Raw genomic sequence first — 23974 nt, 5'->3', positions numbered from 1 at the left:
GAGTTGTTGTGGGTCCTCTTCAGGAGTCGGCTCTGGGGGCGCCGGGGGCATGGTGGGCGGCTGTGCGGGCGTCTCCACCCGAGTCGCGTCCGGAGTCTCTTGCACGTAGGGGAACGGCGGCGGCGCGGGCACATCGTCCCGCGCGGGCACATTGCTCTGCGTTGGCCCATCGCTTCGTGCGGGGACGTTGCTCTGCGCGCGCACGTCTGTCTGCGTGGGTGCATCGCTTCGTGCGGGCGCATTGCTCTGCGTGGACGCATCGCTTTGTGCGGGCGCGTCGCTTTGTGTGGGGGTGTTGGTCTGCGTGGGTGTGTCGGTTTGCGTGGGTAGGTCGAATTGTGTGGCGGGTGCGTCCTCTTCGGGGGGCGGCTCTGGGGTTGCCGGGGGCTTTTGGCCCTGCGGGAACACCTGGGTTTGCATGGCGCCGCTGAGGTCGCTGATCGTCTCGTCCATCCCGGGGCCGGATTCGTCCTCGGACGGCGGGGATGGGGGAGGCTCGGGCAGGAGATCGGCGCCTACGGCCTGCGGGCCGCCGTTCAGCCACTGGGGCGGAGGCGGGGCCGTGAACCCGTCCGAGGGCTCGGCCGGAGTCGTGTCTCGGCCGGTCTCGTCGTCCGGAGTGTCCGGAGTCCTCGGTGGGGTCACGCCCGTCTCCCGATAGTCGTCAAGCCATGACATCCAAGGGTCAATGCGTCGCCAGCGATGATAGCGACCCGTACCGCTCGATCGGCCGCGTCTCCAGCGGGACGTCCGGCGGTCTTCTAGCGTGTGCGGCTCGCGGACGTGCAGGTGGCACCCGCGCAGTGCGTCAACGCGTAGAGCAGGGCCGACAGCTGCCTCTGACGGTCGGGTGTCAGGCGCGCGGCCTGGTTGACGAGCTGGTCGGGGTCGTGGACGAGGTCGTAGTACTCGCGTTCGCCACTCTGATACTCGACGTAGAGGCCGTCGCGCAGGCGCAGTGCGTTGTAGGTCGGCGGCGCGCCGGGCGCGGAGTCCTGCCGGTCGGGGTCCTCGGGCGACGGCAGGGGCTTGACGTGTTCGACGAGCGCGACGTCCCGCCAGTCCGGGGGCTCGGTATCGCGCAGGAACGGGACGAGGGAGCGGCCGTCGGCGGCGGGCGGGACGGGCGCGCCGGCGAGGTCGAGGAAGGTCGGGGCCAGGTCGGTGTTCTGGGTGAGCGCGCTCGTCCGGCGGCCGGGCCGGATGCCGGGGCCGGTGACGACCACCGGCACCCGGATGTCGGTGTCGAACGCGGTCATCTTGCCGCCCGCCAGCCGGTGCTCGCCCATGTGGAAGCCGTTGTCGGAGCCGAACACCAGGTAGGTGTCGCGGTCCAGGTTCTGGGCGGCCAGCGTCTGCCGCAGCTTGGCGATCATCTCGTCCACCGCCTGGACCATCCGCACGCGGTCGCGGAAGCCCCGGTCGATCGCGCGGAGGCCGGGCGTGCGGAGCCGGGGGTGGGGACGCAGCCAGGACGGCTTGTCGCGGACGTCCGTCTCGTTGAACGACGGCGTGCGGGGCGCCCGGAGGGTGCCGAACGCGGCGGCGTGCCTCGGCGCCGGGACGAACGGGCCGTGCGGCGCGAACGTGGCGACCTGCATGTAGAACGGCTGGCGGGACGCGGCCGCGCGCTGGACGAAGCCGGTGGCCTTGGTGGACAGCACGTCGGTGAGGTAGTCCTGCGGCGCGTGCCCGTACCGCACCAGGCGGCCGTTCTCGTTCAGGTTGTAGTCGTACTCGGGGTAGCCGTTGCCCGTGACGTACCACTCGTTCCAGCCGGGCGGGACGTACGGCTTCGAGCCGCCCTGGGTGTCGCCGGGCTGGTAGCCGTTCAGGTACTTGCCGAAGAGGGCCGTGCTGTAACCGGCCTTCTGGAGTTCGGGGGCGAACGCGGTCTGCTCGCCGCCGCGCGCCTTGAACACTCCGTAGCCGCCGTCCGGCGGGAAGTTCGTGCGCACTCCGGTGTTGTGCGGGTAGCGGCCGGTGAAGATGGTGGCCCGTGATGTGCAGCACAGCGAGTCGGCCACGAAGAAGTTGTCGAAGGTGAGCCCGCCCTGCTGCATCTGCCGTACCTGGGGCATGTGCGCCACCAGGTTCCAGGACAGGTCGTCGGTCAGGACGAAGACGATGTTCGGCTTCTTCTCGGCGTTCGCGGTGGGGGAGGCGCCGCCGGAACGCTTTCCGCCGCTGCATCCGCCCAGCGCGGCGATCAGGCACAGGACGGCCGCCGCCGCGCTCACGGGCCGGGGGAGGAGAGAGGCCGCTCGGCGCCGGTGTCGGATCAACGTCCGCCTCTCCTTCGATGTCGTCCGGCATGATCAGGACCGACCAGCAGCGTAACGATCCGGAGGGTGATTCGCGCATCGGGCGACGGTTCGCCGCCGTCCGCCGTGGTGGCATCATGCGGGAGATGAACAGGTGGGCCGGGGGTCCGCGCGTGCGCGGGCCGATGACGCCGCTGATCGCCGGTGGCGCGATCAGCGCCCTGGTCGCCCTGGTCGTTTGGGTGGCCGGATCGTGCGTTCCCGGTGCGGGCGCGCCGCAGGCCCGTCCGTCGCCCGCCCCCGTCGCGCCGTTGCCGAGCCCCGCCGGTTCCCCCGAACCGATCGATCCGCCGGGCTACTCGCCCGTCAAGCCCGTCCTCGGCGCATCGTTCGCCGACCCCGCCGCGATCAAGGTGGCGGGCACGTACTTCGCGTACGGCACCAACAACGCGAACGCGACGATGCCCGTCGCCACCGCCCCCTCGCCGACCGGGCCGTGGACCCAGGCGCCCGGCGACGGCCTGGCGCGCCTGCCCGAGTGGGCCGCCCCGGGGTGGACGTGGGCGCCCGAGGTCGTCCCGCCGAGGGGCGGGTCCGGGCCGTACCTCCTCTACTTCTCCGCGCGCCGCAAGGACCGCGACGTCCAGTGCATCGGGACCGCGACGGCGACCTCGCCCGCCGGTCCGTTCGTCCCCGCCGAGGGCGAGCCGCTGGTGTGCCCGCTGGACCTCGGCGGCGCCATCGACCCGGCCTCCTACATCGAGGCGGACGGCACCCGGTACCTGCTCTACAAGAGCGACGCCAGGAAGACGGCGGCGATCTACCTGGTCCGGCTGACGCCCGACGGGCTCGGCCTGGCGGGCGCCCCGAAGAAGATCCTCAGCCGTGGCGGGGATGAGCCGGTCCTGGTGGAGGCGCCCGACCTCGTTCGGCGGGGCGGCAAGTACGTGCTGCTCTACTCGGCCGGTCGGTACTTCCAGTCGAACTACCAGACCCGCTACGCCGTCGCGTCCTCGATCGAGGGCCCCTACGAGCGGAACGCCCGCCCCCTCCAGTCCACCGAGGGGTACGGACGGACGGTCGACGGGCCGGGCAGCGCGGACGTCCTCAGCGACGACACCGGGGACTACCTGCTCTTCCACGGCATCCTCAAGTACGGGGGCGGCTCGGCGGTGAACCGGGGGATGTACGTCACGCCGCTGGGCTGGGACGGCGCCCGGCCGGCGGTGCGGGGCGTCCCCGTCCGCTACGAGGCCGAGCGGGGACGGCTGAACGGCTGCGCGTCCGAGCTCAAGCGGCCCATGGCCTCGGGCGCCAAGGCCGTCGGGCCGTTCGACCGCGACGGCTGCCGCGTCGAGATCAGCGTGTTCGCGCCCGCCGCCGGGCACTACTCGGTCCGGACCCAGTACGCGAACCGGTCGGGCGCCGAGTCCCATCTGGAGCTCTCGGCGAACGGGGCCGCGGCGGCGCGGGTGCGGCTGCGCGCGACGGGCGGCGCCGACTGGACGTCCACCACGGCCCAGGTCAGGCTGAGCGCCGGATGGAACACCCTCGGCCTGCGCAGGCTGGAGGGCCGGGGCCAGATCGACTACGTCGAGCTGCGGTAGGGCCGGCGGTCAGCGGGCGTCACCGGCGTGGGGAGGGACCTCCACACCGACGTCGCGCAGGAGGGCGGCGGTCGGGCGCGGGCGGGAGAAGAGCCCGTCCTTCATCCCGCGCAGGAGGGCGCGGCGGAGCACCGTCCGGTCCGAGGACCGGGCGAACGTGCGCGACCAGCGCCTGATCGTCGACCCCGCGTACAGGACGCGCTCCGGCGGCGCGAGCCCCCGGCTGCCGGTGAAGAGCCAGATCTTGTTGCGCACCTCGTAGAAGAAGCGGTCGCCGGGATCGGCGTCCGCGCCGCCGAACGTCCCGGTCTTGTGGACGACGACGCTGTCCGGGCAGAGCAGCCCGCGGCGGCCGCGCAGCAGCCGGGTCGTGAACTCGAAGTCGTCGTTCCACAGGAAGTAGTCGGCGATGGGCAGGCCGCGCTCCCGGATCGCGCCCGCGTCCACCAGCACGGATACGAAGGACGCGGAGCGGATGGGCACGCAGCCCGCCGCGCGGGCGGTCTCCGCCTCGGCGGCCGGGACGCGGGGTTTGGCGCGCGGCGTGTTCATCGGATGGTCGCGGCCGTCGGTCCACACGACCCGGCTGGCGATCAGCGTCGGCGGCCCGTCGTGCCCGGCGGCGCGGGTCCGGGCGTCCAGGAGCGCCTGGAGGGCCCCGGGCCCGGGCACGGTGTCGTCGTCCAGCAGCCAGACGAGGCCCGCGTCCCCGGCGAGCGCGCGGGCCGTCCCGGCGCTGAACCCGCCCGCCCCGCCGACGTTGCAGGGCAGCTCCAGCAGGTCGACGTCCGGGAAGCGGTCGCGGACCATCGCGGGGGTGCCGTCCGCGGACGCGTTGTCCACCACGATGATCCGGTCCGGGACGCGCGTCTGGCCGTGGAGCGCGGTCAGGGCCTCGTCCAGGAGGTCGCGCCGGTTGAAGGTGACGACCACCGCGGCAACGGGCCCGCCGGGGACCGGGCTCACGGGCCGCGCCTGCCGGTGGCGCGGCGGGCCGCCCGCTGCAACGCGGGGGACGGGGACGCGGCCGTCTCCAGCAGCCGTTCCAGGTTCTGCCGCACCCCGGCCAGCTCGCCGTGCAGGTGGGCCAGCCCGATGCGCTCGTGCGCGGCGGCCAGCTCCTTCAGCAGGTGCGCGACGACGCCGACGGACGCGGTCGCGATCAGCTCCTCGGGCACGTCGCCGGGCAGCAGGGCCGGGCCCGGGTGCCGCCCGGAGATCAGCTCGTCCAGGTCGCCCGACACGCGGTAGCCGGACGCGCGGAGCGAGGCCGCGAACTCCCGGGTCCGCTCGGCCGCCCAGGCCGCGTGCCGCGCGGGCAGGCCCATCGCCGTGCCGCCGGGCCCCCGGGCTTCGGCGAGGCGGGTGCCCTCGGCCAGCCGGGTGCCCTCGGCCAGCCCGTGGCCGACGAGGTGGTCCCGGACGATGCCCTCGTAGTCGACGCCCAGCGACGGGCCGATCTTCACGTTCAGGCGGCGGAGCAGCTCGGCCTCGATCGCCGAGAGCGGCTCGTCCGCCGGGATCCCCTCGACGTCGACCGGCCCGGGGTCGATGCCCGTCAGGGCGCAGAAGCGGGCCCACAGCGGCCCCGGACCCGCGTCCGGCGGCGGCACGGTGAGCACGTGGACGCGCTCCTTCGGGACGGCCGACTCCCAGCCCCCCAGCACCCGCACCGGGTCGTGCAGCCCCCAGAACATCTCCCCGTACGGCTCCGGGGCGTCGATGCCCAGCGCCACCAGGTCGTCCACGAAGCGCTCGAACGTGATCGTGTGAGCGTGCCTGATCTGCTCCTGCCAGTCCAAGATCAGCTGCCAGCCCAGGTCGCGGGTGGCGAACACCACATGGACCTCGGCGGGCTCCAGGTCCGCCACGGCCCGCGCGACCTGCTCCCGCGTCGCGCCGCCCAGCAGCCCGTGGGAGAAGACCGCCGTGGGGCCGTCCCAGTCGCGGACGCGCCGGACCACGTCGTCCCAGGCGCCGTCCCAGGCCGGGTCGCGGCGTCCGCCCCAGCTCATCTCGCGCAGGTCCATGACCGCGCCGAAGTGCTCCAGCGGCCCGGCGACCGGGTAGCAGACGCCCGCGTCGCCGAGGCGGCGCCGGTTCGCCCACAGCGCGCCCTGGAGGAAGTCCGCCCCGGCGGTGGGCGCCCCGACGTGCAGATAAACGGTCTTCTTGCCGGTTGGACGCTCGCCCATATGAGCGTTCACCTCGTGTTCGTCTCGGCGTCGGATCGGCCCGTCCTGCCCTGGAGCCTGCGGTAGGCGCCGCGCAGCTGCCGGACCGCCGGGTAGCGCTCGCTGACGTTCCGCGCGGCCCGGTGCGCGAGGGGAGTGGCGTCGCGGACGAGCCGGTCGGTGAGCCGGAGCAGGTCCCCGAAGCCTGCCCGCAGCAGGTCGAACCGGTCGCGGAACGGTACCTCCGAACCGGGGGTCTCCGCGCCGTCCCGCTCCTTCTCCGCCATCCGCCCCAGCAGGGCCGCGACCGCGTCGGTGCCCACGTCGGCCAGCTCCGCCCAGGACGGCTCGTCCGGATCCGTCCCGGGCGGCAGGACGGACGGGGACGTGGGGATCAGGTCGTAGAGGTCGCCGACCACGTCGTAGCGGGCCGCGCGCAGGTCCTCGACCGTCTCCACGGCCCGCTCGGTCGCCCAGGGGACGTGCTCGGACGGCAGCCCGAGCCGCGTCGGCGCCGGGCGCGCGGCCAGGGTCTCCTGGGCGAGGAAGTGCTTGACCTCATCGTTGTAGACGGGCCAGCCGACCCGCTCATCGAGGGCCCGGTTGATCCGCAGCAGGTACTGCGTCTCGGCCAGGCCGAGCGAGGGGTTGGCGAACGAGCCGGACAGGTCGCACACCTCCGGGACGAGGCCGACGGCCGCGCAGAAGCGCCGCCACAGCAGGTCCTGGGGCGCGCCGGGCCTCGGGAGCGTGACCACGTGGACCCGCTCCGGCGGCAGGCCCGCGCCCCAGCGCGCGAGCACCCCGACCGGGTCCTGGAGCCCCCAGAACAGCGCGGCGTTGGCGAAGCTGTGCCAGTCCCGGCGCCGCAGGTCCGTCACGAACTCGGTGAACGAGGTGGTGAACCGGTTCTTGACGTCCTCCTGCCAGTGCGCCGGGATCTGCCGGGCGAGGTCGCGGGCGGTGAAGACCACGTGCACGTCGGCGAAGCCGAGGTCGGCCATGGCCCGCTCGACGTCCGGGACCAGCGCGGGCGCGAAGAGCTCCTGGGAGATGACCACGGTGCCCGGCCAGCCGCGCGCCTCGTCCACCAACTCCCGCCACGCCCCCCGGGTCGCCGGGTCGGAGGCCCCGTGGAAGAACGTCCGGCGCAGGTCGAACGCGGCCCGGACATGGGAGGCGGAATCCCTGCCCGGAAACAGGACGCCGTGGTCGCGGAGAAGGTCCCGGTTGTGCCACAGCACCTGCTGGAGATAGGTCGTGCCGCTCTTGGCGGCCCCGACGTGCAGGTAGACCGCGGTGCGCGCGGGGCGTGCCGCGTCGCCGGAAGGAGGTGGGGCCACCGCGATCCTTGAGACGTGCGCCGGTACCGATCGATCGCCGGGTATCTTAGCCCCATTCCGCACCAATAGACCGGTCAGCGGGTGTTCGCCCGGCCGGTCCCGCCGCTCTCCCGCCACGGCACCCGCCCAGCTCTTCAACACAGCTCTTCCGCACAGCCTCCATACAGGGGATGGACGCCCTCCAGTGAACGTTGATCTCGTGGTGGCCGGTTCCGGGTTCTTCGGGCTCACGGTCGCCGAACGGTGCGCCGCCGAACTCGGCCTCCGCGTGCTCGTGGTCGACCGCCGCGACCACATCGGCGGGAACGCCTACAGCGAGGCCGAGCCGGAGACCGGCATCGAGGTCCACCGCTACGGGGCGCACCTGTTCCACACGTCCAACGAGCGGGTGTGGGAGTACGCCAACCGGTTCACCGCCTTCACCGGCTACCGGCACCGCGTGTACTCCACCTTCAAGGGACGGGTCTACTCGATGCCGATCAACCTCGGCACCATCTGCGAGTACTTCGGCCGCGCCTTCACCCCCGACGAGGCGCGGGCGCTGGTCGCCGGGCAGGCCGCCGAGGTCGCGGACCCGTCCAACCTGGAGGAGAAGGCGATCTCGCTGATCGGGCGCCCGCTGTACGAGGCGTTCATCCGCGGCTACACCGCCAAGCAGTGGCGGACCGACCCCAAGGACCTGCCCGCCGAGATCATCACGCGGCTGCCGGTGCGCTACACCTTCGACAACCGGTACTTCAACGACACCTACGAGGGGCTCCCGGTCGACGGTTACACCGCCTGGCTGGAGCGGATGGCCGACCATCCGGGCATCGAGGTGCGGCTGAACACCGACTTCCTCGACCTGCGCGACGACGCCGTCGGCAACGTGCCCGTCGTCTACACCGGGGCCCTGGACCGCTACTTCGGCCACGCCGAGGGCGACCTGGGCTGGCGGACCCTGGACTTCGAGACGGAGGTCGTGCCGACCGGCGACTTCCAGGGCACCCCGGTGATGAACTACGCCGACGAGGACGTCCCGTACACGCGGATCCACGAGTTCCGGCACTTCCACCCCGAGCGCGACCGCTACCCCGCCGACCGGACGGTGATCATGCGGGAGTACTCGCGGGCCGCCACGCGCGGCGACGAGCCGTACTACCCGGTCAACACCGCCGCTGACCGCGCCCGCCTGCTCGCCTACCGCGACCTGGCCAGGGGCGAGGACGGCGTGCTGTTCGGCGGCCGGCTCGGCACCTACAGGTACCTCGACATGCACATGGCGATCGCCAGTGCGCTCAGCATGGTCGACAACAGGCTGCGCCCCCATTTCCAGAAGGGCGCGCGTCTCATCACCGGAGGTGTTGACGAGTGACCGACGACGCACAGGCGGCCGGGCAGGACGGCGCGCAGCGGTCCCAGCAAGCACCGGACGCGCCGCGCGGCCTGCGTGTTCTCCAGCGCGTGGTGATGCCCGTCGATCGCGATCTCGACGTCCTCAAGTTGTACGTCGAGGGCGAGATCGCACGGGGCGCGGAGGCGTTCGCCGCCGAGACCGCCGTCGAGGCGGAGGCCGTCGCCGGGGCCGCCGACGACATCGGACGGCGCAGCGTGGTGGTGCCGGTCGGCGGGCGCGTCTCCTTCGCCACCTATTTCAACGCCTTCCCGGCCAGCTACTGGCGGCGCTGGACGACGGTGGAGGAGGTGGTCCTGCGGGTCCGCGTGCGCGGCGAGGCCCACGTGATCGTCTACCGGTCCAGCGCGAAGGGGCACGCTCAGCGCGTCGCGTCCGTCCGAGTCGACTGCGAAACCTCCTGCGAGGAGACGTTCCGGCTGACCCTCGGTCCGTTCATCGACGGCGGCTGGTACTGGATGGACGTCCTGGCCGGGGAGCGCGACGCCGTGCTGGAGCGGGCGGACTGGTGCGCCGAGGCCGGGCACGTCCGGCAGGGCCGGGTCAGCCTCGGCATCACGACGTTCGACCGGCCGGGCTTCTGCGTCGACCAGCTCGCCGCGCTCGGCCGGGCGCCCGAGGTCCTGGACGTGGTGGACGAGATCATCGTCGTCGACCAGGGGACCCGGCGCGTCCGCGACGACGGGGGCTTCGCGCGCGCGGCCGAGGCGCTCGGCTCCCGGCTGCGGGTGATCGAGCAGGCCAACCTGGGCGGCTCCGGGGGCTTCGCCAGGGCGATGGACGAGACGCTCAAGGCCGGGACCAGCGACTACGTCCTGCTGCTGGACGACGACGTGGTCACCGAGACCGAGGGGGTGCTGCGCGCGGTCGCCTTCGGGGACTTCGCGCGGACGCCGACCATCGTGGGCGGCCACATGTTCAACCTCTTCGTCCGCTCGCAGCTGCACGCCTACGGCGAGACCATCCAGCGGTACCGCTGGTGGTGGGAGGCCGCCGCGAACACCAGGCGCGAGCACGACTTCGCGCAGCCGCCGGACCCGGCGCTGAGCCCCGGCCTGCGCGCCAAGACCAGCTCGGGAAGCCTGCGCAAGACCAAGTGGCTGCACCGGCGGGTCGACGTCGACTACAACGGCTGGTGGATGTGCCTGATCCCCGCCGACGTCATGCGCAAGGTCGGCCTGTCCCTGCCGATGTTCATCAAGTGGGACGACGCGGAGTACTGCGTCCGCGCCGGGGCGGCGGGCTTCCCGACCGTCTCGCTGCCCGGCATGGCCGCCTGGCACGTCCCGTGGCAGGACAAGGACGACGGCATCGACTGGCAGGCGTACTTCCACGAGCGCAACCGGCTCGTCACCGCGCTGATGCACTCGCCGTACGAGCGGGGCGGCAACCTCGTCAAGGAGAGCTTCATCATCTCGGTGAAGCACGCGCTGGCCATGCAGTACTCCGCCGCCGAGCTGATGCTCTCGGCGATCGAGGACGTGCTGACCGGGCCGGAGCACATGCACGCCGGGATCGCCGCGAAGCTTCCCGAGATCATGGCGTTCCGGGCGGCCTTCCCCGACGCGCGGAACCGCTCCAGCCACGAGCAGTTCCCGCAGGTGCGCCGCGACAAGCCGCCGAAGCGGGGCCGCGGGTTCAAGCCGCCGCGCGGCACGGTGAACGTGCTGGCGAGCGCGATGCTCGGGACGGTCAAGCAGCTGCGTCCCGTCGACCCGGGCGCCCGCGCCAACCCGCAGGCCGTCGTGCCGCACATCGACCGGCACTGGGGCCTGCTGTCGCAGCTCGACAGCGCGCTGGTCTCCTCGGCCGACGGCACGAAGGTCGCCTGGTACCAGCGCGACCCGGAGCGCTTCAGGAAGATCCTGCGGCGGACGTCGGTGCTGCACGCCCGGCTCAGCCGGGAGTGGCCCGAGCTGTCCAGGCGCTACCGGGCGGCGATGGACGAGCTGGCCTCGCCGGAGGCGTGGCGCGCCACCTTCGGCGCGGCCGGCCCGGCGAACCCGGCGAACCCGGCGAACCCGGCTGGCCCGGCGGGTCCGGCGGGACCGGCTGATCCGGAGCGGCGATGACGGCCGCCCCGATTCGCGCGGACGACCGGCTCCGGCCGCCGGGGGGCGACGGCGGGCTCCGGCAGACCTTCCGGAACAGGTACCTGCTGCGGCTCCTGGTGCGCCGGGAGCTGAGGGCCCGCTACAAGGGCTCGCTGTTGGGGCTCGGCTGGTCCTACGTGCGGCCCGCGGTGCACTTCTCCGTCTACTTCTACGTGATCGGGATCTTCCTCGGGATGGACCGCCAGATCGAGGACTTCCCGATCTACCTGTTCGCGGGGATGGTCCTGATCAACCTGTTCACCGAGACGCTGCACGCGTCGACCCGCTCGGTGACCGGCAACGCCCCGCTGATCCGCAAGGTGTTCCTGCCCCGCGAGCTGTTCCCGACGGCCTCGGCGCTGGTCTCGCTCGTCCACTTCGTGCCCGGCTTCATGATCCTGCTGGCCGGCTCCGCCGTCGCGGGCTGGCGGCCCTCCCCGGCGGGGCTCGCGGCGGCCGTGCTCGGGTTCGCCATCGTCGTGGTCCTCGGCCTCGGGCTCGGGCTGCTGTTCGCGGCCGTCAACGTGTTCTTCCGCGACCTGGAGCAGGTCGTGGACATCTCGATGATCGTCATCACCTGGTCGGTCCCGATGATCTACCCGTGGGCGCATGTGCGGGCGCACGCGCCCGGGTGGGTGCTGGACGTGTACCTGGCCAATCCGCTCGTCAGCGCGGTCTCCCTGTTCCAGCGGGCCTTCTGGCTCTCCGGAACCGGCGGGGACTACGCCTTCCCGCCGCACCTGTACGCGCACGCCGCCACCTCCCTGGCGGTGAGCCTGCTGGTGTTCCTCGCCGGGCATGCGGTGTTCGCCCGCATGCAGAAGCGCTTCGCCCAGGAGCTGTAGCCGTTGCCCCCCTCCATCGTGATCGACTCCGTCACCAAGAGCTTCACGCTGCGGCACGCGCGCTCCATCAAGGAGATGAGCGTGCGGGCCCTGCGCGGGCAGCGTCTCTCGGACCGGTTCAAGGCGCTGGACGAGGTGAGCCTCACCGTCGACCAGGGCGAGACGGTGGCGCTGATGGGACTCAACGGCTCCGGCAAGAGCACGCTGCTCAAACTCATCTCCGGGGTCATGCGGCCGGACGCGGGGTCGGTGCTGGTCCGGGGCCGCGTCGCCGGGCTGATCGACGTGGGCGCCGGGCTGCACCCCGAGCTGACCGGACGGGAGAACGTCCATCTCAACGGGGCGATCCTCGGCATGTCCCGGGCCGAGATCGCGCGCAAGTTCGACGCGATCGTCGACTTCTCCGGCGTCGAGCGCTTCCTGGACGACCAGGTGAAGTTCTACTCGTCCGGGATGTTCATGCGGCTGGCGTTCTCGATCGCCGCGCACACCGAGCCGGACGTGTTCCTGATCGACGAGGTGCTGGCGGTCGGCGACCCGCCGTTCCGGGACAAGTGCCTGGCCCGCATCCGCGAGCTGCGGGGCGAGGGCCGCACCATGGTCGTCGTGGCGCACGACATCCAGATGCTCGTCGGGCTCTGCGACCGGGGCGTCACGATGCGGCAGGGCCGGGTCGTCTTCGACGGGCCCACGGCGGAGGCCGGACGGCTCGTCCGGGAGGACCGCGCGGCCCGCCGCGCCGCCCCTCATGCGGTGGGAGAAACAGGGGCAATCCTGTGACTTTCGCTTGGATAGGGTGTCCCGAGCCGCGGCGGGCGGGCCGCCTGCCCGAGTCCAGGGGAGAGGTGCGGCGTTGACCAGGCAGGAAGCGACGAGCCCGCTGCTCGACAACGTCCACCGCTTGATCGCCGATCGGGCGTGCACCGTCCTCTCCCTGGACGTCTTCGACACCGTGCTGTGGCGCCGCGTGCCCCGTCCCACGGACGTGTTCGCCCTCCTCGGCGGCCGGTTGCGCACCGCCGGGCTCTGCCCCGGGTGGGTGACCGACGCGACCTTCCGGCGGCTGCGGATCGCCGCCGAGAAGAAGGCCCGCGGGGGCCGGGACACCCTGGGCACCGAGGTCTCCCTGTTCGACATCTGGCGGGCCATGCCGTCCGGGATCTTCGGCTCGGCCCCCCTTGAGCAGCTCGTCGGCGCCGAGGTCACGCTCGAACGCGAGCTCACCGTCGTGGACCTGGACGTGGCGGAGGTCGTCCAGGCCGCCCGCAAGCAGGACATCGACGTCGTCCTCGTCTCCGACACCTACTTCACCGAGGACCAGCTGCTCCACCTGCTGGACCGTCCGGAGCTGGGCTCGCTCCGGGACGTCCGGATCTTCCGGTCCCACCAGCACGGCACCGCCAAGGCCACCGGCCTGTGGGACATCGTGCTGCGCGACCTCGGCCGCAGCCCCGAGCAGATCGTCCACATCGGCGACCACGCGGTCGCCGACGACGAGGTCCCGGCCGGGCTGGGCGTGCGCACCGTCCACTACCGCAGGCTCGACGACGCCTACCTGGAGGTGCTGGAGCGCGAGCGCGAGCCCGTCCACCTGTTCGGCGACCCCGCCCCCGACCTGGACGACCTGCACGGCGACCTCGGCCTCACCAGCCTGCGCGCCAAGGCCGCCCGCTCCGGCGTCCCGTACGCGACCTCGGCGCTGGAGATCGCCTGGCGGTACGGGTCCGCCGTGCTCGGCCCGGTGCTGACCGGGTTCGCCGAGTGGGCGGTGGAGCGGGCGCACGCGACCGGCACCAGGACGCTGTGGTGCCCGATGCGCGAGGGCGAGCTGCTGTCCGAGCTGATCAACAACGCGGCGCGGGCGCGCGGCCGGGACGTGCGGGCCGAGCCGATCTGGCTGTCGCGGTTCGTGACCTCCGTGGCCGGGCTCGACCCGTTCGACCAGGACGCGGTGCAGGCGTTCATCCGCACCGGCTACCAGCTGACCGTCCGGCAGGCCCTGTCCGTCCTGGAGCTGAAGCCCGGCGACGTGCCCGGCCTCGCGACCGAGCTGGACACCGTCATCGACAACGGCGACATCGCCGAACGCGTCGCCCGGGCGCTCACCGAGACGCCCCACCTGCGCAACCGCCTCGCGGTGACGGCCACGGCGGCGCGCGAGCGGCTGATCCGGTCGCTGCGCGACGCGGGCGCGCTCGGCGGCGGCGAGCTGACCCTGGTCGACCTCGGCTGGGGCGGGACGATCCAGCGGCAGCTCGCCGCGGTGCTGGAGATCGCGGGGATCGGCGTCGCCCCGTCCGGGCTCTACCTGGCCACCGACGACCGGGCCGAGCGGGTGTATTTGGCCGGGCTGCGCGCCGAGGGCTACCTGGCGCAGGCGGGCCATCCCGCCCATGTCGCCGCGACCATCACGCGCAGCCCGGAGATCGTCGAGCAGTGCGTCAACGCGCTGTGCGGGACGCTGATCGGCTTCGGCGGGGACGGCGCCCCGATCCTCGGCGAGACCGTCGACTCGCCGTCCCAGAACGCCGAGCGCAGGACGGTGCAGGACGGCGTGCGCGCCTTCCAGCGCGTCTGGAACCGGTACGTGGCCGCCTCCGACGGCACCTGGCCGGACCTCGCCGAATCGCGGGCCGCCCGCGACCGCCTGGCCCGGATCCTCGTGGCGGCGCTGGAGTCGCCGACCGCCGACGAGGCCGCCGTCTTCGGCAACTGGGTGCACGAGGACAACTTCGGCTCGACCCTCGTCACCACCCTGCTACCCGCCGACCTCAAGCCCGCCATCCCCTACCTGTCGCCCGGCGACCTCGGCGACCTGCACATGCGCGACTCGTTCTGGCCGGGGCTGATCTCCGCCTCCGACACCGGGCTCGGGGCCATGGCCAGGGCCGTCGCCGACGGCGCGATCGACCCGGCCGCCTTCGACCCGGCGGGGGAGAAGTTCGAGACGAGGCTGCGCTACCGGACGGCGGACGACCGGTGGCACGAGCCCATCCGCCGCAGGGTCCGGATCAACCACAACGGGCTGTCGTTCGCCCGGTTCCGCTTCGAGCACCACGACACCGTCGACATCTCGCTGGCGATCCCGGGGCGCCCGGCGATCGTCCGGGTGGACTGGATCGAGGCCACGGTCATCGCCGGAGGCCGCCGCCGCGAGCAGGTGCTGCGCTGGGACAAGCCGGAGGACTTCGTCGGCCTCCACTACGCGGACTGCCGCTACCTCGGCGGCAACCTGATGGAGTTCGACACCCCCTACGCGGCGGTGTGGCTGCCGCTGGCCCGCCGCGCCGGGGCGCGGGCGGTGTCGTCCGGGCAGGTCACCGTCGCGTTCGCGATGCTGCCGCAGTCGATGACCGGGATGGCGCCGCGGATGCCGGTGGACAGGAGGGCCGCGCGCGCCGCCCGCGCCGCGCGGATCACCGACCGGCTCCGCGAGGAGTACCGGGCGGCGGGCGTCAAGGGCGTGGCGGCCGGTGCCGGACGCGCGGCCAGGAGGAAGCTCGGTGAGACGCCGTGAGCCCCGCACGCCGTGAGCAGGCGCAGCGTGAGCAGGCGCGCCGTGAGGCCGGGGCCGGGGCCGGGGCCGCGGTGAGCGGCTCGCGCGAGGATCCGCACGCCCAGGCCCGCGCGGCCCGCGAGCTGCCGCTGCTGGTGCACTCGATGTCGGTGTTCCGCGAGCTGTTCGCGGAGATCTTCCGCCGCCGCGAGATCGCCGCGGTGGTCGAGGTCGGCGTGGAGTTCGGCCAGGTCAGCTCGGTGTACGCCGACCTCGGCGCCACCGTGCACTGCGTCGAGCCCAGCCCCGCCGACGACCTGCGCGCCTTCCTCGCCGCCGACCCCAGGCTGAACCTCGTGGAGGGCCTGTCCCCGGCGGTCCTGGACGAGCTGCCCGCCGCCGACCTCTACGTCCTGGACGGCGACCACAACTACGCCGTCGTCCGCGCGGAGCTCGCCTGGATCATGAAGAACGCGCCCGACGCCGTGGTCGTCCTCCACGACGTCCTGTGGCCCTGCGGGCGGCGCGACTTCTATTACCGGCCGTCCCCGCTGCCGCCCGGCGACGTCCACCCGTCCACCGACGACGGTCCGACGGTCTGGCACGACGAGGTCACCCCGGCCGGGTTCGTCGGCCACGACGCGTTCAGCGCGGCGCGGCACGCGGGCGGCGAGCGCAACGGCGTCCTCACCGCCGTCGAGGACGCGCTGGCCGAGGCGGACGGGTGGCGCTTCGAGATCGTCCCGGCCGTCTTCGGGTTCGGCGTGCTGATCCGCGAGGCCGCCCCGGCCGCCGGTGAGATCTTCGACGCCCTGCGCCCCCTCACGTCCTCGCACCTGCTCGCGACCCTGGAGAACAACCGGATCGCGCTCTACACGCGCATCCTGCAGTTGCAGTACGAGGCGGAGGCCCGCACCGCCGACGCGACGGAGATGGCCGAGACCATCGGATCCCAGCAGCGGGAGATCGAGGGCCTGCGGGCCGAGCTCGCCCGCGCCAAGGCCGAGATCGTGAAAGGCCGCCATCAGCTCCAAGGGCTGCGCGACGAGACGGCCCGGCCGGTCGTCCCGCCGGTCAAGGACGAGGAACTCGGCGCGGCGGTGTCGCACCTGGGCCGGGCGCTGTCCGCCCGTATCCGGAAATCGTCGGGGCCGGCGCGATGACGTCCGCATCGCCGAGCCCGCCTGTCCTCCCTCCGAGGCGCCTCCGGCTGATCACGCTGCTCGCCTTCCTCGGCTTCTTCGCGGTCGCCGGGGGCTGGGCGATTGCCCTCCCATGGGACGGCGGGCCGGACGAGCAGTCGCACATCACCCGCGCGGCGGGCGTGGTCGGCGGGGACTATGCCGCGCCGCCGGACTACGTCACCATCCCCGGATTCCCCAGGCCGCTGGCCGGATCCCACCAGACCGTCCCGTCCGGCGCCCTCCGGTTGTCGCCGCCGTGCTTCGCGTTCAATCCCCGGCAGTCGGCGGCCTGCGTCAAGAAGCGGCCGGGGCCGCCGCCGCACACGTCCGTGGAGGGATTCACCGCGGGCGCCGGGCGCTACCCGCCCACGTACTACGCGCTGGTCGGCTGGCCGCTCAAATGGTGGCCCGGCGAGACCGGCCTGCTGCTCGCCCGGCTGATCAGCGCCGCGTTCGCGGCCGCCTTCCTGGCCGCCGCCGTGCACAGCGTCCTGGCCTGGTCGCGGCGGCCGTTCCTGCTCGCCGGGCTGCTGCTCGCCGCGACCCCCATGGTGCTGCACCTCGCCGGTGTGATCAACGCGAACGGCCTGGAGGTCGCGGCGGCGATCGCGATGTGGACGGCGCTGATCCCGCTCGTCCTCGACAAAGGCCCGCCCGACCGGCGGCTGCTCATCCTCGCGGGCGTCTCCGCCGCGACGGTCGCGTGCACCCGGCCGGACGGCCCCATGAGCGTCGCCGTCGCCCTGGTGATCCTCGTCGGCACCGCCGGGCGCGCCCGCTTCGCCGCGCTGGTGCGCGACCGGGGCGCGTGGCTCCTGGGGATCGTCGCCGTCCTGGCGTGCCTGGTCTCGGCGGTCTGGACGATCGCCATGAAGGCCACCGAGCTCGTCCCGGTCCCTGGCGGCGCCGGTCTCGGCGCCGCCGACGCCCTGCGGCTGGTGACCGTCGAGCGGACGTCGTTCTACCTGAAGTCGATGGTCGGCATCTTCGGCTGGGTCGACGTCGAGATGCCCGACGCCTACTACGCGGTCTGGTTCGCCGCGACCGGCTTCCTCGTCCTCACCGCGCTGGCCGCCGGAAGCCGCCTCGACCGGTGCCGGCTGGCGCTGGTCCTGGCGGCGGCCTTCGCGCTGCCGCTGGAGATGGACGTCGTGGGCGCCGAGGCGAACGGGATGATGGCGCAGGGGCGCTACATCCTGCCCACCGCGGTCGGCGCCGCGCTCCTCGCCGCGTACATCGTCGACGACAGCGGCCTGCTCCCCCCGGCGTTCACGCGCTCGGCCACCGGCTGGCTCGCCGCGGTCACGCTGCCCGCCCAACTGGTCGCGCTGGCGTACACGATGATCAGGTACCAGCACGGCCTCTACGCCGACGTCCCGGCCGTGAACCCGCTGACCGGCGAATGGCTGCCGTCCCTCGGGCCTGCCACGGCGCTCGGGACGGCGGCGGCCGGGCTGGCCGCGCTCGGCGCGGTGACCTGGCTGGCCGCCGTCCGGATCCCCGGGACGCGGGACGCGCCGGCCCTGCCCGAGCGCGAGGCCCCGGCCGCGGCGCCCGCCCCGCCTTGACCGTGCCCGGCCCGCGACCAAGCGCCCCAGTGCCCAGTGACACGGCATCTTGACGAGAGGGATCTGGAATGACCGACTACGTGGCGACCGTGGCCATGCACCAGGCCACGTGGGGCACCTTCCTTGAGCCAGACCCCGCCCTGACGGACGCCGAGAGCCCGCACGAGGCCCTGAACATTCCCATCCTCAGCGGGCACCACGCCGATCTGAAGACCTTCGCCGGACGGAACACCATCTTCGACCGCACGGCCGCCCGCATCGAGCGGGTGGACCTCGCCTACGAGGACCAGTGCAGCGCCTACAGCTATTTCGACCTGTTCGGCCGGGTCGAGCACAGCCACGCGGAGCTGACCAGGCTCGTCGACGTCGGCGTCTTCATGGGCGGCTCGTCCGCCATTCTCGCCGGGTGCGTCGAGCCGATGGGGCTGGAACTCGACCTCATCGACGTCAACGACGCCTATCTTCAGTTCACTTACGAGCGGCTGCGGCGCCTCTTCCCGCGCGCCATGTCGCGGGTGCGCATGTTCCATGGCGACCTGCCGACCTACGTGGGCAACGTGCTCAGCGCCGAGCCGCAGACGCGCGCGCTGGTCCATCACGACGGCGCGCACAACTTCGATCAGGTCGTCAGGGACCTGAGCTCCCTGTTCTTCGCCCGGGACCGCGTGCACAGCGTCGCGATCCAGGAGACCCACCTGCGCGGTGACATCGCCTACCTCAACTTCGTGGACGCCGCCGTCTACGCCGTGTTCGGCATCGGCGTGAAGTACGAGCCGCTGGGCGCCAACTTCCCTCCGGACGCTCCGGTGACGAGCCCCAACCAGTGGGACGGGAACTACTTCCTGGCCGGGCAGCCCGAAGGCATGTACGTGGTCCTCGACGGCGCGGACTGGAAGTACCCGCATCCCACAATGGAGCTGGAGTCCTTCCTGCCGATCAAGGCGGACCCGGCCCGCTGACGCGCGACAGGCTGACGCCCGGCGGGCTGACGCGTGTCCCACGGCCGCGGCCGGAACCGGCCGGTTCGGCCTTCCCCGCCCCGCGCTTGTTGATCTTCGGTGACCGGGCGTGAGACAACGTCGGGAGCACGGCCGTCCGGAGGTGGAGGCGGCCGGCCTGTGAGGGCGGGGGTGCGCGGGTGCGGATCGACTCGGGTGGACGGAGCGCCGCCTTCGCGGTGCTCGTCGTGCTGGCAGGTCTCCTGCAGATCGTCGGCGGGGCACCGGCCTCCGTCGCGGACGAGACGGCGCCGCTGCGGGTGATGCCGCTCGGGGACTCGATCACCGAGGGGTACGACGCGTCCACGCTCGGGGCGGACGGCGGATACCGCACCGACCTCTGGCAGCTGTTCAAGGCGGACGGGCGGGCGGTCGACCTGGTCGGCGCGCGGTCGTCCGGCCCGTCCAGGCTGGGGGACCGCGACCACGAGGGGCACGGCGGCTGGCGTGTCGACCAGATCGCGGGCGGCGAGAAGGCCGCCTGCGGCGCGATGAGCGGCGGCAACGTGACGGCGTGGCTCGCGAGCGCGCGGCCCGACGCGGTGCTGCTGCACATCGGGACCAACGACATCGCCCAGAGGTGCGCCCTCGGGACGAACGCGGCGAGCCTGGCGGACCGGCTCGCCAAGCTGATCGACTACATCGTCCAGGCGGCGCCCGCCGCGCACCTGTACGTCGCGAAGATCGTCCCGTTCACCGAGCCGGCGGCCAACGCGCTCGGCAACGCCTACAACGCGCGGATCCCCGGGATCGTCCAGGCGAGGGCCGCCGCGGGCAAGAAGGTCCACCTGGTCGACATGAACTCCGCCGTCCCGCCGGCGGACATCACCGACAAGCTGCACCCCAGCACCGGCGGGTACTCCAAGATGGCCGCCCGCTGGTACGGCGCGCTGACGTCGTCGCCGATGGGGCGCTGGGAGGCCGAGGCGGCCACCAGCACGTTCGGCGGCGCGTTCGCCATCGACACGGTGAACGCGTCCGGGCAGCGGAAGGTCGGTCACATCGACGGCCCCGGCAGCTTCGTCCAGCTGAGGGTGGACGCCGCCACCGCAGGGCCCTACCGCCTGTACGTCAGGGCGGGCAACGGGACGGGCGCCACCTGCACGCACCGGCTCGCGGTCAACGGCGGCGACGCTGGAGAGCTGGCCTACCCGAGCCACGGGTGGGACCAATGGGGGATCGTGCCGGCGGACGTGTGGTTGAAGGCGGGCGCCAACGCCGTCCGGCTGTCCGGGGCGACCTGCTACGCCGAGGTCGACTCCATCGACGTCACGCCAGGGCTCGCGATGTATCCGCGTGCGATCCGGCTGGCGCACTCGGGAGACGCCAACGGCCGGGTCATCGCGAGCCTGAACACCAGCTCCACCGGCGGCCTCACCGACATGGCCCGGTTCTACGAGAGCGCCGATGACGGGAAGACCTTCCAGCCCATCGGAGAGGTCCGCGACCCACAGGCCGGGTCGGGGCGCGGGGCCTGCTGCGGGTCCCTGTTCGAGTTGCCGTCCGCGCGCGGCCAGAACCCCGCCGGCACGCTGCTGTGGGCCACGACCGTGGGCATGGCGAACGCCCCGGCGCGCCAGCCCGCGATCCGGGTGTGGAAGAGCCTCGACCACGGCCGGACGTGGTCCTACCTGTCGAGCTGCGCGACGGCCGCGGGCACGCTCCGTCCATCGGAGGGCCTGTGGGAGCCGGAGCTGTCGGTCGACTCCCAAGGCGACCTGACCTGCTATTTCTCGGACGAGACGCGCTACCCGCAGTCCGCCGAGAAGAGCACGCAGGTCATCTCCGCCGTGACGTCGTCCGATGGCGGGGCGACCTGGGGCGCCCGGCGCCCGGTGGTGGACCTCGGCGTGAACCACCGCCCCGGCATGCCCGGCGTGCGCAGGCTCCCCGACGGCCGCTACCTGATGGCCTACGAGCTGTGCGGGAGCGCCCAGAGCCGGGCGTGCGAGGTGCACGTCCGGACGTCGTCCGATGGGCGGGACTGGGGCGCGGCCGCGCAGGCGGGTCCGGTGCCCAAGGACCTGGACGGCAACTCGTTCTTCCACGCCCCGACGATCGCCTGGGCGCCGGGCCCTGGCACGGACGGGCGCGTCCTCCTGGTCGGCGGGCTGGTGAAGGACCCGTCCGGCAAGATCCTGCTGGATGCCAGTGGCAAGACCGTCTACGCCAACGCCGCCAACGGGACGGGCAACTGGTTCCCGATCGACGCGCCCGTGAAGGCGCCGTTCTCCTCGACCACCCCAGGCGGCGAGGAGGTGGTCTGCACCAACTACAGCTCGTCCCTCCTCCCCTCGGCGGACGGGACGCAGCTCCTCGAAATCGCCACCAAGCGGATCGGCGACCCGCAGACCGGGCGCTGCACCGCCGTCTTCGGGACCGCGCCGGCACGCGGGACGGGCGACTCCACCGGGGTGGACCCCGCCAAGGCCTACCGCCTCCGCGACCTCGCCACCGCCAAGTGCGTGGACGCCGGAGCGGGTTCGGACCCGCTGGCGGCCGATATGCAGCAGTGGGCGTGCAACGACCTCCCCCGCCAGAACTGGAAGTTCACGACCGCCTCCAGCGGCCGGTTCACCGTGGTCAACCAGCGGAGCGGCAAGTGCCTGGACCTGGTCGGCGGCTCGGCCGAGCCCGGCGCCGCCGTCCAGCAGAGCCCCTGCTCGGGCAGCGGCTCGCAGACGTGGCGCGTCTCCAGCACCGGGCGCGGCCACTACACGCTCGCCTCGGGGCCGAGCGGGCTCTGCCTGGCGCCGGCGGGCGACTCCGGAGCCGACGGCGCGAAGATCCAGCAGTCCGCGTGCGACGGGCGGGCGTCGCAGATCTGGCGCGCCGAAGTCCGCTGAACCGGGAATCGGCCGGGGGGATAGCCCGGAATTATGACCGGATCCGGCCATGGTCCCCCGGGTGTGCCGCCCGATCTTTCCCGCAGGTCGCCCTGGTGACCGAATTGGCGATCCACGTCGCTCTTCAGTGCCTGTGTTCCGTTGAACGAGGCGCGGGAGCCCGGCAAGCTCTTTACCCTGTGTGGTGTAAGAAACCAACCCGACAACCCCCCAGACAACCCCCAGGCGTTCCCTTTCATCCCGCGACACCCAGGGGTCTCTCGACGTGACGGATATGGCGAGCGGGTCCGCGATGACGCGGCTCACACAAGCCGACCGCGTCTACGTGGGCTGGCGCTACGCGCAGGTGCACCCGGACCCGGGCCCGCCCCCCGGCCTGCCGGAGCAGGCCGCCCCGGCCCCGGCGCGGCCGCCCGTCCGGCGGCCCGCCGAGCACATGGCCGGGCGCCCGATGCGGATCGCCGCGGGCGGCACGGTCGGCGGCGTCCTGCTCTTCCTCGCCTGCGGCGTGGCGGGCGTCCTGCCGTGGGCGTTCGCCGGCGTCGCCCTGCTCGCCTGCGCGATCATCCTGGGCATCACCGGCGGCGCCCTGTGGCGCGACGAGCGCGGCGTCCGCGAACGCCTCGCGCTGGAACACGAGCGCGGCGAGCGCGAGCGGGCCGCGCGGGCCAGGGAGCGCGCCGCGGCCGAGCGGGCCTACGACGAGGCCAGGAGCGAATGGGAGCGGCGCCACCACGCCTACGAGAGCCAGCGCGAGTGGTACCCCGTCGCCGTCCCGCCCGGGGTCGACCGGGTGGACGTCGTCGGCGGGACCCTCGCCGGATGGTCGGCCGCCGTCACCACCATGGGCGCGGCCCGCCTCGCCGTGGGCGCCCGCCTCACCGTCATCGACCTGTCCGAGGGCGCCGTCGCGCACGACCTGCTGCGGCTCGCCGCCGACCGCGGCGACGACCCCCTCGTCTGGGTCCTGCCCGCCGACCTGCCCCGCCTGGACGTCACCCGCGGCCTGAACCCCGAGGCCCTCGCCGACGTGCTGTCGCTCGTCGTCGGCGCCGGCGAGGAGCAGACCGGCACCCGCGACCTGTCGTTCGACAACTCGATCCTGGAACGCCTCATCGAGGTCCTCGGGACGGACGCGACGATCCCGCGGATCACCGCCGCGCTGCGCGTCCTCGCCCAGGTCGGCGACCCCCGCGACGACCTCCGCAAGGGCCTGCTCACCGACGCCCAGCTCGAACGGATCGCCACGCTGTTCGGCCGCGACGCCACCGACCGCATCGTGATCCGCCGCGCCTGGGCCCTGGAGGCCCAGCTCCGCAAGCTGGAGAAGCTCGCCACCGAGCCCGTGCGGCTCCCGCCGTCCCGCCTCCACGTCGTCTCGATGGACCGCCGCGCCGGCGTCCTCACCAACCGGGTCCTCGGCACCTACGTCACGACGGCGCTGACCCACCGCATCCGCGAGTCCCCGCCCGGCGGCCGCTGGGACCACACGCTCTTCCTCTGCGGCGCCGAGAAGCTCCGCGGGGACGTCCTGGACCGTCTGATCGACGCCTGCGAGGCCACCGGCACCGGCCTGGTCCTGATGTACCGGTCGATCCCGCCGCACGTCCGCGAGCGCCTCGGCCGCCGCGGCCACGCCGCCGTCGGCTTCATGCGCCTGGGCAACCCCGAGGACGCCCGCATCGCCGCCGAGCACATCGGCACCGCCCAGCCCCTCCTCGTCGCCGAGATCACCGACTCGGCGGGCGAGACCCTCTTCGACTTCGCGGGCGAGAGCTACGCCAGCACCGTCGCCTACGCCCGCCTGCGCGGCGACGGCCTCACCGACCCCGCCTGGTCGCCGCTGCCCGCCCCCGCCGCCGACGATGCGGCCCTCGTCCAGGGCATCAGCTCCGCCACCGCCTGGGGACGCACGGTCGCCGTCCGCCGCCAGGCCGAGAAGCAGCGCTTCCGCGAACTGCTGGTCGAGCCCCCGCAGCTCCAGGAGCTACCGCCCACCGCCATGGTCTTCACCCACGCCGGCGCCACCGGCCGCCGCATCCTCCTGGTCGACGCCAACCCCGGCATCATCACCCTGCCGACCGCCCACTCGATGGAGTTCGAGGAGTACCTGCGCGAACAGGAAATGCTGAAGGCCGCCGCGGACACCGCTCTCCCCGGCGC

At 73.1% G+C, this 23974-nt stretch carries 15 protein-coding genes and 1 pseudogene; 11 read left to right on the top strand and 5 right to left on the bottom strand.

The window, feature by feature from the left end:
• Both E1298_RS49620 and E1298_RS23620 read right to left on the bottom strand, forming a co-directional pair.
• Window positions 1-453 (bottom strand): annotated as a pseudogene (locus E1298_RS49620) (hypothetical protein); the annotation flags it as partial.
• A gap of 308 nt (window positions 454-761) precedes the next feature.
• Complete coding sequence (locus E1298_RS23620; RefSeq protein ID WP_165975623.1) at window positions 762-2240, bottom strand: sulfatase family protein; 1479 nt, start codon at window positions 2238-2240, stop codon at window positions 762-764.
• Between the two features lie 170 nt (window positions 2241-2410).
• Here E1298_RS23620 and E1298_RS23615 point away from each other — a divergent pair, with 170 nt between their 5' ends.
• On the top strand, window positions 2411-3871 hold the full coding sequence (locus E1298_RS23615; RefSeq protein WP_165975622.1) for a family 43 glycosylhydrolase: 1461 nt from the start codon (window positions 2411-2413) through the stop codon (window positions 3869-3871).
• A 9-nt stretch (window positions 3872-3880) separates the two neighbouring features.
• On the opposite strand, the gene E1298_RS23610 is transcribed toward E1298_RS23615, so the two are convergent.
• Genes E1298_RS23610 through E1298_RS23600 form a run of 3 tightly spaced genes read right to left on the bottom strand, consistent with a single transcriptional unit; the run spans window position 3881 to window position 7388 of the window.
• Window positions 3881-4837: a glycosyltransferase gene (locus tag E1298_RS23610; RefSeq protein ID WP_131896778.1), complete on the bottom strand. Its 957-nt coding sequence runs from the start codon at window positions 4835-4837 to the stop codon at window positions 3881-3883.
• Window positions 4834-6066, bottom strand: a complete 1233-nt coding sequence (locus E1298_RS23605; RefSeq protein WP_131896776.1) for a hypothetical protein — start codon at window positions 6064-6066, stop codon at window positions 4834-4836. Before E1298_RS23605 ends, E1298_RS23610 begins: the two co-directional genes overlap by 4 nt.
• 8 nt (window positions 6067-6074) lie before the next feature.
• Window positions 6075-7388 (bottom strand): hypothetical protein, encoded by a 1314-nt coding sequence (locus E1298_RS23600; protein WP_131896774.1) that lies wholly within the window; start codon window positions 7386-7388, stop codon window positions 6075-6077.
• Window positions 7389-7572: 184 nt separating this feature from the next.
• On the opposite strand from E1298_RS23600, the gene glf reads away from it, so the two are divergent.
• The 10 genes from glf to E1298_RS23550 form a co-directional block, all read left to right on the top strand.
• The gene (gene glf, locus E1298_RS23595; RefSeq protein WP_131896772.1) at window positions 7573-8742 is read left to right on the top strand and encodes a UDP-galactopyranose mutase; all 1170 of its coding nucleotides are present in this window, start codon (window positions 7573-7575) and stop codon (window positions 8740-8742) included.
• Entirely contained in the window at window positions 8739-10853 is a 2115-nt protein-coding gene (locus E1298_RS23590; RefSeq protein WP_243725755.1) for a glycosyltransferase, read from the top strand. Before glf ends, E1298_RS23590 begins: the two co-directional genes overlap by 4 nt.
• A complete protein-coding gene (locus E1298_RS23585) occupies window positions 10850-11719 on the top strand; it encodes an ABC transporter permease (protein WP_131896770.1) in 870 nt (289 codons plus the stop codon). Before E1298_RS23590 ends, E1298_RS23585 begins: the two co-directional genes overlap by 4 nt.
• 3 nt (window positions 11720-11722) lie before the next feature.
• Entirely contained in the window at window positions 11723-12499 is a 777-nt protein-coding gene (locus tag E1298_RS23580) for an ABC transporter ATP-binding protein (RefSeq protein WP_207944797.1), read from the top strand.
• A gap of 73 nt (window positions 12500-12572) precedes the next feature.
• Window positions 12573-15236, top strand: coding sequence for an HAD family hydrolase (locus E1298_RS23575; RefSeq protein WP_131896768.1), 2664 nt, complete (start codon window positions 12573-12575; stop codon window positions 15234-15236).
• Complete coding sequence (locus tag E1298_RS23570) at window positions 15233-16378, top strand: class I SAM-dependent methyltransferase (protein WP_207944796.1); 1146 nt, start codon at window positions 15233-15235, stop codon at window positions 16376-16378. The genes E1298_RS23575 and E1298_RS23570 overlap by 4 nt, the downstream gene beginning before the upstream one ends.
• Entirely contained in the window at window positions 16375-17967 is a 1593-nt protein-coding gene (locus E1298_RS23565; protein ID WP_131896766.1) for a DUF2142 domain-containing protein, read from the top strand. The genes E1298_RS23570 and E1298_RS23565 overlap by 4 nt, the downstream gene beginning before the upstream one ends.
• A 68-nt stretch (window positions 17968-18035) precedes the next feature.
• Entirely contained in the window at window positions 18036-18926 is an 891-nt protein-coding gene (locus E1298_RS23560; RefSeq protein WP_131896764.1) for a class I SAM-dependent methyltransferase, read from the top strand.
• Window positions 18927-19105: 179 nt separating this feature from the next.
• Complete coding sequence (locus E1298_RS23555) at window positions 19106-21811, top strand: RICIN domain-containing protein (protein ID WP_131896762.1); 2706 nt, start codon at window positions 19106-19108, stop codon at window positions 21809-21811.
• Window positions 21812-22085: 274 nt separating this feature from the next.
• Window positions 22086-23974, top strand: a 1889-nt coding sequence (locus E1298_RS23550) for a hypothetical protein (RefSeq protein ID WP_131896784.1), incomplete at its 3' end; no start/stop codon positions are given.

Origin of the sequence: Actinomadura rubrisoli (assembly GCF_004349215.1) — a bacterium.
Classification (GTDB): Bacteria; Actinomycetota; Actinomycetes; order Streptosporangiales; family Streptosporangiaceae; genus Spirillospora; species Spirillospora rubrisoli.
This window is presented reverse-complemented; position numbering and strand designations above follow the sequence as displayed.

Coding starts and splice junctions, on each gene's coding strand:
- E1298_RS23615 (WP_165975622.1), top strand. CDS start 2,411: ATGAACAGGTGGGCCGGGGGTCCGCGCGTGCGCGGGCCGATGACGCCG.
- E1298_RS23605 (WP_131896776.1), bottom strand. CDS start 6,066: ATGGGCGAGCGTCCAACCGGCAAGAAGACCGTTTATCTGCACGTCGGG.
- E1298_RS23585 (WP_131896770.1), top strand. CDS start 10,850: ATGACGGCCGCCCCGATTCGCGCGGACGACCGGCTCCGGCCGCCGGGG.
- E1298_RS23565 (WP_131896766.1), top strand. CDS start 16,375: ATGACGTCCGCATCGCCGAGCCCGCCTGTCCTCCCTCCGAGGCGCCTC.
- E1298_RS23560 (WP_131896764.1), top strand. CDS start 18,036: ATGACCGACTACGTGGCGACCGTGGCCATGCACCAGGCCACGTGGGGC.